This window comes from Rhizobium sp. UFLA01-1127, assembly GCF_059803845.1.
In genome coordinates, this window is record NZ_JAUQTZ010000165.1 from 1 (window position 1) to 12,762 (window position 12,762).

Sequence of the window (12,762 nt, forward strand, 5' to 3'; positions counted from 1 at the left end):
GCCAAGGAGCTCGGCATTTCCGCACTTGGGATCGTCGACCGCAACTCGCTGGCCGGGATTGTCCGGGCGCTCGAAGCCTCGCGTGCGACCGGCCTGCGCCTGGTGGTCGGTTGCCGCCTTGATCTCGCCGACGGCATGTCGATCCTCGTTTATCCCACCGATCGCGCCGCCTATTCCAGGCTGACGCGACTTCTGACGCTCGGCAAGGGCAGGGGCGGCAAGGGCAACTGCATCCTCCATCTCGACGACGTCGCTCTGTATGCCGAGGGCCTGATCGGCATCTTCCTTCCGGATCTCGCCGACGAAACCTGTGCCCTGCAGCTCCGGAAAATGGCAGAGCTCTTCGGCGATCGCGCCTATCTATCGCTCTGCCTGCGCCGGCGGCCGAACGATCAGCTGCGGCTGCATGATCTCTCCAATCTTGCCGCTCGTTTCAAGGTGAAGACGGTCGTCACCAATGACGTCCTCTTTCATGAGCCTTCACGCCGGCAGTTGCAGGATATCGTCACCTGTATTCGCAACAACACTGTCATCGACGATATCGGCTTCGAGCGCGAGCGCCATGCCGACCGCTATCTGAAGCCGCCGGAGGAAATGGCGCGGCTGTTTCCGCGCTACCCCGAAGCAATTGCCCGCACGCTTGAGATCGTCGAGCGCTGCAAGTTCTCGCTGGAGGAGCTGACCTACCAATATCCGGAGGAGGCGATTGTTCCGGGTAAAAGCGCGCAGGAATCCCTCGAACATTATGTCTGGGAATGCATTCCGAACCGCTATCCCGAGGGCTTGCCGCCATCGGTGTTGAAGGTGATCCGCCACGAACTCGATCTCATCCGCACCATGAAATACGCCCCCTATTTCCTGACGGTGTTTTCGATCGTGCGCTATGCCCGCAGCCAGGGCATTTTATGCCAGGGGCGGGGGTCTGCCGCCAACTCCGCCGTCTGCTATGTCCTCGGCATTACCTCGATCGATCCCGAGACCAACAATCTGCTCTTCGAGCGCTTCGTCAGCCAGGAGCGCGACGAGCCTCCGGACATCGACGTCGACTTCGAGCACGAGCGGCGCGAGGAGGTGATCCAATGGATCTACAAGACCTATGGTCATGACAAGGCGGCCCTTTGCGCAACGGTGACGCGCTACCGCGCCAAGGGCGCGATCCGCGATGTCGGCAAGGCGCTCGGCCTGCCGGAGGACGTGATCAAGTCCCTGTCGTCAGGCATGTGGTCATGGTCCGAGGAACTGGTGACCGAACGCAGCCTTCGCGAGCTCAACCTCAATCCGGAGGATCGCCGACTGGCGCTCACCTTGAAACTGGCGCAGCAGCTGATGGGGGCGCCGCGCCATCTCGGCCAGCATCCCGGCGGCTTCGTGCTCACCCATGACCGGCTCGACGATCTCGTACCGATCGAGCCGGCCACCATGGCCGATCGCCAGGTGATCGAATGGGACAAGGACGATGTCGAGGCGTTGAAGTTCATGAAGGTCGACGTGCTGGCGCTCGGCATGCTCACCTGCATGAGCAAGGCTTTTGCCTTGATCGGGGATCACAAGCATCAGGATCTCGATCTGTCCAAGATCCCCCAGGAAGATCCTGCCACCTATGCGATGATCCGCAAGGCCGACACGCTCGGCACCTTCCAGATCGAAAGCCGGGCGCAGATGTCCATGCTGCCGCGCATGAAGCCACGCACCTTCTATGATCTCGTCATTCAGGTGGCGATCGTTCGCCCCGGTCCGATCCAGGGCGACATGGTGCATCCCTATTTGCGCCGGCGGGAGGGCAAGGAGCCGGTCGACTATCCGACACCGGAACTGGAAGCCGTTCTCGGCAAGACGCTCGGCGTGCCGCTCTTCCAGGAGAGCGCCATGAAGGTGGCGATGGTCTGCGCCGGCTTTACCGGCGGCGAGGCCGATCAGCTGCGCAAGTCCATGGCGACCTTCAAGTTCACCGGCGGTGTTTCGAAGTTCAAGGCCAAGCTCGTCTCCGGCATGGTGAGGAACGGCTACACCCCCGAATTCGCCGAAAAGACCTTCTCGCAACTCGAAGGCTTTGGCTCCTATGGCTTTCCAGAAAGCCACGCCGCGAGCTTCGCCCTGATCGCCTATGCCTCATCCTACGTGAAATGCCACTATCCCGACGCCTTCTGCGCAGCACTCCTGAACTCGCAGCCCATGGGCTTTTATGCGCCGGCGCAGATCGTCGGCGATGCCCGCAAGCATGGCGTCGAGGTCCGGCCGGTCTGCGTCAATCACTCACGCTGGGACTGCACGCTGGAGCCGCTCGACGGCAGCGATTGCCACACCGTTCGTCTCGGCATGCGCATGGTCCATGGACTTGCCCAGAACGATGCCGCCCGCATCATTGCTGCGCGGGCCGATCAGCCATTCGAGAGCGTCGATGATCTCTGGCGCAGGTCCGGCGTGCCGGCGGCGTCCCTGGTCGAGCTTGCCGAGGCGGATGCTTTTCTGCCATCGCTCAATTTGCAGCGCCGCGATGCGCTCTGGGCGATCAAGGCCTTGCGCGACGAACCCTTGCCGCTGTTTGCCGCGGCGGCGGAGCGCGAGCAAAGGGCGATCGCCGAACAGCGGGAGCCCGAGGTCAACCTTCGCCAGATGACGGAGGGCCATAAGGTCATTCAGGATTACAGCCATACCGGTCTCACCCTGCGCCAGCATCCGCTGGCCTTCCTGCGCAAGGATCTCACCGCCCGCAATATCGTCACCTGTGAGGAGGCGATGTCGGCGCGCGACGGCCGCTGGCTGATGACGGCAGGCCTCGTGCTCGTGCGCCAGAAGCCGGGCTCGGCCAAGGGCGTCATGTTCCTGACCGTCGAGGATGAGACCGGGCCAGCCAATGTCGTCGTCTGGCCAAGTCTCTTCGAGCGCCGCCGGCGTATCGTGCTCGGCTCCAGCATGATGGCGATCAACGGCCGCATCCAGCGGGAAGGGGACGTCGTGCATCTCGTCGCCCAGCAGCTGTTCGACCTCACCAGCGATCTGTCCGGGCTTGCCGATCGCGATGAAGCCTTCAAGCTGCCGACCGGGCGCGGTGACGAGTTCGCGCATGGGACGCCTGGTAGTCCGGATTCGCGAGAGACGGCCGTGATCAAGGCGCGCGAGATTTATGAGCCGGATCGGCTTATTGATCGGTTGAAGGTGAGGAGTAGGGATTTTCAGTGAGCGACGACAGCGGCAACTCCGGTTACCCAACTCACGACGGTTGGCGAAGCCATTGAGGGGTCACCTTCTTGGCGGCTTGCCATTGTTCAACGGCTCTGGCGTAGCTGTCCAAATCGAATTGCGGAAAATCGCGGTAGATCACATGCTGTCCGAATTAGACCGGATCCTTGATATCAGGGCCATAGCTGTAGGTCACATACCATTCGATAACATCTTTGTTTGGCAGGATTTGCTTGAAGGCGGATTTTACGGGCAGTCGTGAATCTAGCGATATCCACATCCGGATGTGGTCGGTTTGCTGATAGGATAGTCGATCGTAAGCCCAAACTTCAGTCTCAACGCCATCTATCGTTTCGTTGCCAAGATGTTTACAGTTCTCGATATTATTCGTGGGTGCATATTGGCGAGGTTTGATGTGCCATGGTTCAGAGCCGCTATGCCACCATTGCTTGGTGTCTACAAATAAGTCGGTGAAATATATCGCTCCGAGATGATCGGCTCCCACTACCCGAATTTTCGGTGTGGCATTGTATTGGCTTACCATCGCTTTCACGGGTGCGCAGAGGTCATCCGCCGCAAGGGAAAAAGTCGTTAAGCCAATATAGATGACCGCCGCAAGTGCCGTAGCTAGACCGACCTTTTTCGTCATCATGAAAACAAACCCTCTCGGGGGCTCAATCAGAAATTGCGGGAATGCAACCGCAAAGCATTTTTTGCTGAGAATGAAACCGTCGTGAAATTACGCCCTCTTGACGGGAAACAGTCTCTGCAAATTGAGCTTTGCAGAAAGATCTCCGTGCTCAGCCGCCTTTCGGTACCAGGCAACGGCCTCGTCCATGTCTTGTGGTATACCAAGTCCAACTTCCAACATGTAACCTATACTGTTTTCGGAGGCAGCGTCGCCTTGCGCGGCAGCCTTGCGGAACCAGAAGATGGCCTGTGCATAATCTTGAGCCGTGCCGCGACCATACTCATACATTGCGCCAAGGTTATTCTGAGCTCTAGCATACCCCTGCTGTGCCGCCTTCCGAAACAAAATGACAGCCTGTGCGTCGTCCTGGTTCACGGCTCGCCCCCACAGATACATGCAACCCAGATTGAGCTCAGCATCCGAAATACCTACCGCGGCAGATCTGGAAAACCACATCGCCGCCGTAGCATCATTTTGCGAAACGCCATGGCCTAGTAGATATAGCAAGCCGAGATTGTCCTGTGCTCTGAATTCCCCTTGCTCTGCCGCTTTCTGGTACCAAGCGGCAGCCGCCTCATAGCTTTGGGTCACGCCATAGCCGTGCTCATAGAGAAGACCGAGACCAAATTGGGCCTGCGCATTGTTTTGGGAAGCCAGAATCTGCCAATCGTCCAGGGCCTTCTTGTAGTCCCCATGCAAATAGGCATCTTTCCCATCGTCAACAAAACTCCCTGTCGCTAAGCAAAGCACGGCTATCAAAGCCACGGCAATCGTTGACCAGCGCATACCCTCTTCCTCGAATTTTCCCGAAGGTCTCGCGTTGATAATATACCGTCTTTCGCGGCCTACAATATTCCTGAAGTGAGCATGAAAGCGCTGTGTGCACCGTTGCACGACCAAGTTCGGCCAGCAAAGCTTCTCAGTGATGTATAGGGCCGAGTTCCAAGAAGGCATCGCCGGGGTCATCGCCGGTAGATTTCAGGATTGCCAATCCCAGCTCAGTTTGAACCGCGCAGTCAGCCTTGGGCAGCCTTCCAACAGCGGACATCGTCAATATGCATTTTCCTTTGCCTCTCAGCGGGTGCTGTACGTAGACGCCGCTGATCGCAAGTATGTTTGAATCAACTTTCTTCCCACTCAAGCTGAAATCACCAAGGTCTGTTTTTCAAGAGGCGTCTGATGGATCGACGGAATATCGCAATCAAACGCATTGAAGCGAGGTACGAAACCGATGGCTTATCCGAGATCAATGATGCCCCGGCCTGCATCAATCAGGCTTTGACGTTGGGCAGCAGTGATGCGCTCACTGCCCATTGCAAGGCCAAGGAAATGTCTTGGTCGGCTCGCGGCAACAAATGTTCTTGAGCACACGCTGTCGTTTCATATTTCAAATATCTGGTAGCGATGTGTGAAGCACTTGTAGAAGCTATTTATTTGCGGTGCAATTAATATCACCGCGAAGGCGACGGTCGAACCCGCCACTTTGCTTAGCGTGCGGCAGAGCTGAGCCACCGCGCTATTAAAGTCGTTTCGGAGGGCTTCGAAATCAGCATCGAAGGGCTCGCAAATCTCTGCTGTGAGATCGCCCTCTGCCAGCTTCTTCAAATTTCCCGCCAGCCCGCTAGTCGCCTGCGCCATAGCCTCCGCCCGAACGCGATCTGCTTCTTCTCGTAGCCGACGTTCATGCTCAGAGTGGGCCCGGTTCGCCTCGATTTCCTCGTCGGCCTTTATCTTGGCCAACGCGGTTTGCCTGAATATTTCTACCGCTCCTGCCATTGCTCCGATCTCGTCGGTTCGGCTCGAGTAGGGAACGGGCGATTGCGTATCACTCGCGGCCAGCTTCGTCATCGCGCTGGTGATCGCCTTGATAGGGCGAGAGATTTGTATCGCCACATAGGCGACGGCTGCGGCAACGATTGCCAGTATGAGAGCAATCAGGCCCCAGGTACTCCAGAGGATGGTCGCATAAGTCTCCTTGCTGCTCTCATATGAGGCATCGGAACCATTGACGTTGACGTCCAACAGCTCGCTCGCATCCTTTTCGGCGTCCTCGACAATGGCTTCCATAGCATTGTAGAAAATAGCCTTGGCGGCTTCGTTGTCGTTCTTGCGCGATTTTACCAGCATCGGCTCGGCGGCGGTCTCATACTCAGTCGCTCGGTTTCCAATCTGGTCCAGCAAATCCTTTTCACGCGGCGACGATATCAGCGGCCTGTAGGCTTCGATCGCTTCTCCCAGTTCCTGCTTTTTCATGAGCACCTGTTTTTCCGCGGCCGCGATTGCCTCGTCGCTGATGGACATGATGTGATTGGCGTAGGCGAACTTCAGCTCCTGGAGCTTAAACTGCATATTGCGGGCCACCGATACACTAGGAAGCCAATTCCTGGCGATCGCCGTCGTATCGCTGTTTACCTCATGCACGCTGCGCAGCGAGAACAAGGCGAAAGCGAGGAAAATGAACGCAAACGTCAGATTTATGACGATAAGAGAGGTTCGCACGGTGGGCCTGCGCATTGATTCTCACTCCTCCACTAGGCGAGATCGCGAACTTCGTAAGCATTTTATCGACTTTAGCATCGGCGATTTAACCAAACGTCAACCCGCATTTGGTGTAAGAGCAGGTTTGGTAACACCCTCAGAATGAGTTGCTTCTCCGGCGGGAAGCCGTTCGCTACCGAATCGCCCATCACGGTACGCCGGGAACCCACTGCAGCCGGTGTGATGTGCGATCGCGTTTCGCTTGACCGCAGCTGACATTTGTTTCGGTTCGGCGAACCGGCTGCCGCAAGCCGCCTAGCCACCTGCAACCAATCCCATAGGCGCACGAATTCATCGCATGTCTTTCCGAGTTCGCTCGTCACCGACGCGGAATTCGTGCGGCTGTTGCCGTTGTTTGCCGCGGCGGCCGCGCGCGAGCAAAGAACGATCGCCGAGCAGCGGGAGCCGGAGGTCAGTCTTCGGCAGATGACCGAGGGACACAACTTCATTCAGGATTATAGCCATATCGGCCTGATCCTTCGCCAGCATCCGCTGGCCTTCCTGCGCAAGGATCTTGCCGCCCGCAATATCGTCACCTGTGAGGAGGCGATTAATAGCCGCATTCAGCGGGAAGGGGAGGTGGTGCATCTCGTCGCGTAGCAGCTGTTCGATCTCACAAGCGATCTGTCCCGGACTTGCCGACCGCGATGAGGCCTTCAGGCTGCCGACGGGGCGGGGCGATGAGTTCGCGCATGGGACGCCTGGTAGCCCGGACTCCAGGGAGAGGGCTGTTATGAAGGCGCGGGAGATTTATGAGCCGGATCGGCTTATTGAAAGGTTGAAGGTGAGGAGTAGGGATTTTCAGTGAGCGAAGCCGGTATTGGCCTGGACTCCACAGATGCAAGGTCTTGCCTCCTGGAACCTCGATACTCACGTCTGGTTTGGTGTATCGAAGCGAGATTGGAGGACACGATGAAAAGAATAGTCGTTATGGGGATTTTGGCTGCCATGCTTGCGGCCTGCCAAACCAGCACAGAAGGGCTTGAGCCCATTCCCGGAAGCATTACCTACGGCGGGCAGCCGCGACAAAGGTTACAAAAGTCACCCGTCGGCAGCATCCTTCCTCACACATTCACTGATCAGTGGGGCGAGCGGGTGCGGGAGACATACATCGTGCAGCCCGATCGCAGTCTGAAGCTCGTTGATCGGGTCTATATCGATAATCCCTTCGACTGAAATCTGTAGTGCCGCATCGTCTGGGCGTTTGATGAAAATGCCGACGCGCCAACCCGGCGCAGGTTGACCAACAGTCAGGCGACTTTCGCAGCCAGCATCTCGTTGATGCAGTCCTCATTGCGCGCTTCCAGCTGTTGTATCGGAAAGGCTCTGATGAATATGCGGATCGTCTCGTCGAGATCAGCGCCCGATTGCGACCAGCCAGGACCGCAACTGACCTGCTCGCCAGCGACATCCTCGACCTCGAACAGACCGCAGGTTTCACCGGCCTCGTCATCGACGGCAAGCTGAAGTGTCCCGAAACTTCTGCGTTCGTCATTCCAGCGAACCGAAATCTCGAGAAACCGGATGCCGGCTCGGTTGCCGATCTCCGTCAGCAGCAACCCATGAACCTCATCGGTCGAAAGCGGCTTCGGCTCATCCCAGCAAAGCTCCTCGTCCAAGGTCGGGTAGTCCATGACGTTTTCCAACAGGTCGCGCATCCTGCCGAGATAGCGCAGCATGTCAGGTGACTTGCCACGGAAGCCGGGTCGGTCATCTCTGAAGGCATCGAAGGCATGCCGGCCCAAATAGCCGACGAAATCATAAAGCGCCTGCGCTTCGTTCTGGCTTATGGTGAGAACACCGTCTCTCGGCCGTGGATCTCTCGAATATTCAAACATTGCTTCCTCCTTCGCTTTCGAAACTTGGAACCCAGCCGCGCGTAAAGCCGACGCTCATTCCAGCTTCGCAGAGAGCCAGTTGTTTGCGGACGAACTGCAGTTCGGCGAGCAGGGCGCTGACTGTGGCGCGGGGGTCGCCTTCGAACAGGTTAAGCACGGAAGCGACCTGATCGAAGTGCGGTTCATCTGCTTGAGCGGCTGCGGCTGTCATGAGGCAATAGGTCTCCCGCACCCCTAGAATCATGGGGGGTTCAAACTGCTGATGTGTCGATATAGAAATTGCGGGGGCGGCGATTGCTGCGGCAATTTGTTCCCATTATGTTCTCATTTGTGATTGAGTCAAGTGGGTTGCTTTTGGGCTTAGCAGGCTTGGTCGGAAACGGATGCGCTTGATTAGGGATCAAGTGCGTTTCGCTCGATCAATTTTCATTGGAAGTATTTGCAAGCTCAATGACTTAACTGGACGCAGCGATGTTGTGAAAGCGAGCGAAAAGTTACGAAGATATACAGAAGCGAATTGGGATATCCCTGCAGTCCGCTGGCATATCTCAACGCGGGTCGACCCGGTGAGAGGTAGAACCGACCCTATGGGTGAGCGCGGACCAATACCATCGCAGGTCCGGCCAAAAACGTCAGCCCGATCAAGAGCGAAACGCCGATCTTCAGAATTCTAATGCGCCGTGTTTTGGCGCCGTCCCAGTCATAGATCACAGAGAACTCCGCGGGCCAAACAAAACTGTCTCGGCTTGATGGCACTGACGCGAAGTGCGCCGCCAAGCGAAATCTATATGTCGATCTTGTAACTTCAAGATCAGCTAAAATACAATTTGGTCAATGGGCGAGACGAGTATGGATTAATGCACCGTCCCCACCGCCGGGAGTGTTTGGCAACGCGTTTGCAGGGTGCGGATCAAGCTGACAGCATTACCGATGATCGTCATATTGCTCGAGCTGCAACATATCGCCAGCTCTTCGCGCATGACCTTCAGCATCCATCCGATATCGAGAAGCGATCTCACGGTCTGAGCATCGCCATGGCTGGCGACGTCGAAGGCGAGATTTGAGATGGTCGCAGCGAGGAAATCAACCCGGTCAAGCCGTGCGCGATGATCGAGCTGGGCATAAGGAATTGTCGAGGCTTCCTCGTCTTTCAACATATTAGTATCCTCCCAGAGCGATACATGACCGAGGACTTTGTAAGGTCAAGAGCAACCTGTGTGCTATCTATTCGTCGTCGCCAGCACCTTAAGCTTTGCCGACTGCGGTCGACGACGAGTTTGTCTCTTGAAGCCGCAGATCGCTCTTCCAATATCATCCGCAGGAGAGGATCAGTGTGGCATCGAAAGGAGGAAAAAATGCCGCTCAACGATGTTCCATGGACCCGGCCGGTGACGGTCCGGCTCCAATGCGGATTGGAGCGCACTTTCACGGGCATCTATGATGCGCTCGACTTTCTCGAAAACGAATGGCCGTTACGCCATGGTGAGCGTCACGATCGGGCAGTAAAGACCTGTCGCCGTGCGCTAAACGGGATCGTACCCGCCATCATTGCGCGCGAGGCGTTCGTGGCCGCTTGTCTTGAGGCTGGGATGCCGGCCGTCATGGTGCCGTCGAAGACAGTCCCTCAAGCAGTGCCGATGCGAGCGGCGCGGATAGCGTCTATGTAAAGGCGTGGCCTTTGGAACTCGCCTCTGAAGGAGAGGCTTCCTGCGTCAAGGGCTCCATGCTTGCATGGAGCCGCTATCATCGGGCGAAACGCACAGGCTTCCAATCTATCGATTGGAAAGGCGCTCTTTTCGCTTACCAGGTCTGGCGATCATACCATTCGTCGACATCCGACCGCACACGGTCCTTCTGAATACCGTAGCGTTCCTGGATCTTTCCTTCGAGCTGATCCCGCTTGCCCGCGATCTGATCAAGATCGTCGTCTGTGAGCTTACCCCACTGCTCCTTGATCTTGCCCTTAACCTGCTTCCAGTTACCTTCGACGCGATTCCAGTCCATGGTGTTGTCTCCTCGTTGTTGTCAAAGGACAACGCGCCTCATTTGTATTGGTTCGAGCGAACGCAGTAGGCTGGAGGCCGGTAGGCGGCTTGTGACGTGCGGCATCGTGCGCCGGTGTGTGGCGATTTTATCCTCCCAACTGGCACAATTCGTCCAGTGCCGTTGAGTTCCTGCTGCGCAAGATGCCATTGAAGCGCATGGCCAAGCCACGCATTGTGGCGAATACCGTCGAGCCTTGCTTAAAAGCATCGACCTTTCTGGCCTGGCGATCTGTCAGCAGTGCGCGCGGCTTTATGCACAAAGCTGCAGCCACCACAGACGAGATCATATGTCTAGTCTCAGGATCGCGGACGGGTTCTGAGACATCCATATCCGGAGGCGGCTCGTCGGGTTGAATGTTTTCGGCCTCGAGCCACACCTTCAACAGCCGCTCCAGATCGGAGCGGCTAGATCATTATCTAGCGTTGTTTTGGTTCAAGAGACTACCGAATGCCGTCTGCAAAAGTCGACGATGAATGCAACTGGGGCGACGTAAGATGCGGTCTTGCGCACCACAAGCCCAATCGGAAACGACCAGATTGCCGATAGAAGCGGGAGAGGATGCAGGTCCCGCCGCCTCGCCTCGGAGGTTAAGGTTGACGCGAGGAACGCGACACCGTCCGTACGTGCCGCCAGTTCCATCATGGTGTCGAGCGCGGTGCATCTAAGAGCCGTCGACGGCAGAAAACCGCCGGACTGGACAAGGTATCGTTCGAGAGCGCGGACGCCTTCGACGTCGTGCGAGAAGAGATACCATCTCAAGGAGCTTAGGTCCTGCGACGAGAAATTGGTTTGCCAGATCGGATTGTCGCGTCGAGCGAAAACTGCCATCTCTCCGGTGAACATTGCTTCGATGATGAAGTCTTCGAGCGGTTCCACTCCTGCCGTCGACGCAATCATGAGATCTATCGATCCGTCAGTGAGAAGGGGGTAGAGCTCATCGGCTACTCCGGTTTCGAATTCTATGTTGATGTTTGGGAATTTCTCCTGGATGGCAGCGATTAGATGCGGCAGCAACGTAAGGGCAACTGCATGTCCGATCCCCAGGCGAATAGTGCCACGACGCCCTTCACCCAGAGCCGCGATGTCGGCCTCCAAATAGCGGACCTGACTCTGCATGCTGCTCGCGTGGCGCTCCAGCAGGCGGCCCGCCTGCGTTAGCGACAGCCCTCGGGTGCTATGCTCGAAGAGAGACATCCCAACGAGCGCCTCCAGTTTACGAATGCTCTTGGTGATCGCTGGCTGCGTCACCCCGCACCTGTCGGCAGCCTCGGTCAGGTTCCGAGCCTCGCATACAGCGAGGAACTGATGCGTCGCGCGGGATAGAAGCGTGATCATTTCTTTATTCCCAAAAGTTTGGATGCGCGGATTTTTTAGACTTTGAATTCATTTCTCTCAAGCTGCATGGTTGGCGCAGGTCGGGGGAGGACAGATGGCAGACCCACGCCCCGTCGTTCACAGACGGACGCGAGCCAGAGCTGGTATCTCGACCGGCAGGGCCGGGACATGCGCGAGGCGGTCAGCCACGTCGCATGTCCCCGGACGAAACGCCTAGGGGAGGACAGGCAAGATGACTGATGGAACACGATCGATTTCCGGACTCGACAGCCCGCAGGCGCTGACGCCGGCGCGCCGGCGCGCACTGACGCTCATTGCGTTCGGCGAATTCGTCGACGGCTACGATCTTATCGCGATCGGCGGGGCGCTGCTGATGCTCAAACCGCTCTTTTCACTCACGCCGGCTGAAACTGGGCTACTTGGCGCGATCGCGTTTTTCGGGGCGGCAGTAGGTCTCTTTGCCGTTGGCGAGATTGCAGACCGTTTCGGACGACGTAATGTCTTCATTTATACCTTCTGGCTCTTCGTCGTCCTTTCGCTGCTGTCGGCCGTTGTCACTAGCTACACGCAGCTCCTGATCGTCCGCGCTCTGATGGGCCTCGCGATCGGCGCCGACATCGCGGCGAGCATAACCTTTCTCGCCGAAATTTCCCCCAAACACAGCCGCGGCGGGTGGACGGGAGCGATCCCGCAGGTCGCCTGGTCGCTCGGCGCCCTCACATCCTTGACCGTCGCCCTTGTTCTCTTTGAGTGGGTCGGAGCTTCTTCCTGGCGTTGGATCCTGGGCCTCGGCGCTCTGCCGGCGCTTGTTATTATCCTGGGTCGAAAGGGCATTCCGGAATCTCCGCGCTGGCTGATGTCGAAGGGTCGCGTGCGGGAGGCCGAGGATGCGCTGCAAGCGCTCGGACTTCCGCGGTTGGCAGCCGAGTTCGGACGGAGCGCCGTAAAGGCGCCCGAGGGACGGTACGCCGATCTCTTCAAGGCGCCGTTCACGCGGCAGGCGCTGTTGGCGATCATCATCATCACCTTCACGCCGTTGATGTCCCCGGCAAGCGTCGTTGCTCCCTACGTCCTGAAATATGTCGGCCTGCTCGGCGACACCGCGGCGCTGAAAGGCGGCATGCTGATCTGGGT

Annotated in this window: 13 protein-coding genes and 2 pseudogenes; 6 read left to right on the forward strand and 9 right to left on the reverse strand. The window is 57.6% G+C overall.

Features of this window, described 5'->3' with window-relative positions; all coding sequences use genetic code 11:
- Positions 1-3,180, forward strand: a 3,180-nt coding sequence (locus tag Q4Q11_RS27790; protein ID WP_498571485.1) for an error-prone DNA polymerase, incomplete at its 5' end; no start/stop codon positions are given.
- A gap of 154 nt (positions 3,181-3,334) precedes the next feature.
- Here the strand turns inward: Q4Q11_RS27790 and Q4Q11_RS27795 are convergent.
- Complete coding sequence (locus Q4Q11_RS27795; RefSeq protein WP_498571486.1) at positions 3,335-3,832, reverse strand: hypothetical protein; 498 nt, start codon at positions 3,830-3,832, stop codon at positions 3,335-3,337.
- Positions 3,833-3,919: 87 nt separating this feature from the next.
- Positions 3,920-4,657 (reverse strand): tetratricopeptide repeat protein, encoded by a 738-nt coding sequence (locus Q4Q11_RS27800; RefSeq protein WP_498571487.1) that lies wholly within the window; start codon positions 4,655-4,657, stop codon positions 3,920-3,922.
- 393 nt (positions 4,658-5,050) lie between these two features.
- Here Q4Q11_RS27800 and Q4Q11_RS27805 point away from each other — a divergent pair, with 393 nt between their 5' ends.
- Positions 5,051-5,236 (forward strand): hypothetical protein, encoded by a 186-nt coding sequence (locus Q4Q11_RS27805; protein WP_498571488.1) that lies wholly within the window; start codon positions 5,051-5,053, stop codon positions 5,234-5,236.
- A 15-nt stretch (positions 5,237-5,251) separates the two neighbouring features.
- Here the strand turns inward: Q4Q11_RS27805 and Q4Q11_RS27810 are convergent, their stop codons facing one another.
- Positions 5,252-6,385 carry an MCP four helix bundle domain-containing protein gene (locus Q4Q11_RS27810; RefSeq protein WP_498571489.1) on the reverse strand — a complete coding sequence of 378 codons (1,134 nt, stop codon included), beginning with the start codon at positions 6,383-6,385 and terminating at the stop codon, positions 5,252-5,254.
- A gap of 369 nt (positions 6,386-6,754) precedes the next feature.
- Between Q4Q11_RS27810 and dnaE2 the strand changes: the two are divergent.
- Positions 6,755-7,217 (forward strand): annotated as a pseudogene (dnaE2, locus tag Q4Q11_RS27815) (error-prone DNA polymerase); the annotation flags it as partial.
- A gap of 104 nt (positions 7,218-7,321) precedes the next feature.
- Positions 7,322-7,585, forward strand: coding sequence for a hypothetical protein (locus Q4Q11_RS27820; protein ID WP_498571490.1), 264 nt, complete (start codon positions 7,322-7,324; stop codon positions 7,583-7,585).
- Positions 7,586-7,659: 74 nt separating this feature from the next.
- On the opposite strand, the gene Q4Q11_RS27825 is transcribed toward Q4Q11_RS27820, so the two are convergent.
- The 3 genes from Q4Q11_RS27825 to Q4Q11_RS27835 all read right to left on the reverse strand — a co-directional run bounded on the left by Q4Q11_RS27825 (position 7,660) and on the right by Q4Q11_RS27835 (position 9,404).
- On the reverse strand, positions 7,660-8,247 hold the full coding sequence (locus Q4Q11_RS27825; RefSeq protein ID WP_498571491.1) for a hypothetical protein: 588 nt from the start codon (positions 8,245-8,247) through the stop codon (positions 7,660-7,662).
- The gene (locus Q4Q11_RS27830; protein WP_498571492.1) at positions 8,240-8,458 is read right to left on the reverse strand and encodes a hypothetical protein; all 219 of its coding nucleotides are present in this window, start codon (positions 8,456-8,458) and stop codon (positions 8,240-8,242) included. The genes Q4Q11_RS27825 and Q4Q11_RS27830 overlap by 8 nt, the downstream gene beginning before the upstream one ends.
- A 643-nt stretch (positions 8,459-9,101) precedes the next feature.
- Positions 9,102-9,404, reverse strand: coding sequence for a hypothetical protein (locus tag Q4Q11_RS27835; protein WP_498571493.1), 303 nt, complete (start codon positions 9,402-9,404; stop codon positions 9,102-9,104).
- 198 nt (positions 9,405-9,602) lie between these two features.
- On the opposite strand from Q4Q11_RS27835, the gene Q4Q11_RS27840 reads away from it, so the two are divergent.
- Entirely contained in the window at positions 9,603-9,914 is a 312-nt protein-coding gene (locus tag Q4Q11_RS27840; protein ID WP_112509585.1) for a DUF982 domain-containing protein, read from the forward strand.
- 133 nt (positions 9,915-10,047) lie between these two features.
- Here the strand turns inward: Q4Q11_RS27840 and Q4Q11_RS27845 are convergent, their stop codons facing one another.
- The 3 genes and pseudogenes from Q4Q11_RS27845 to Q4Q11_RS27855 all read right to left on the reverse strand — a co-directional run bounded on the left by Q4Q11_RS27845 (position 10,048) and on the right by Q4Q11_RS27855 (position 11,628).
- Complete coding sequence (locus Q4Q11_RS27845; protein ID WP_112509583.1) at positions 10,048-10,251, reverse strand: CsbD family protein; 204 nt, start codon at positions 10,249-10,251, stop codon at positions 10,048-10,050.
- Positions 10,252-10,402: 151 nt separating this feature from the next.
- A pseudogene (locus Q4Q11_RS27850) lies at positions 10,403-10,699 on the reverse strand (ISL3 family transposase); the annotation flags it as partial.
- Positions 10,700-10,725: 26 nt separating this feature from the next.
- Positions 10,726-11,628 (reverse strand): LysR family transcriptional regulator, encoded by a 903-nt coding sequence (locus Q4Q11_RS27855; RefSeq protein ID WP_498571494.1) that lies wholly within the window; start codon positions 11,626-11,628, stop codon positions 10,726-10,728.
- A gap of 232 nt (positions 11,629-11,860) precedes the next feature.
- Between Q4Q11_RS27855 and Q4Q11_RS27860 the strand changes: the two genes are divergently transcribed.
- Positions 11,861-12,762 (forward strand): MFS transporter (locus Q4Q11_RS27860; protein ID WP_498571495.1); only part of this gene is annotated, 902 nt, incomplete at its 3' end.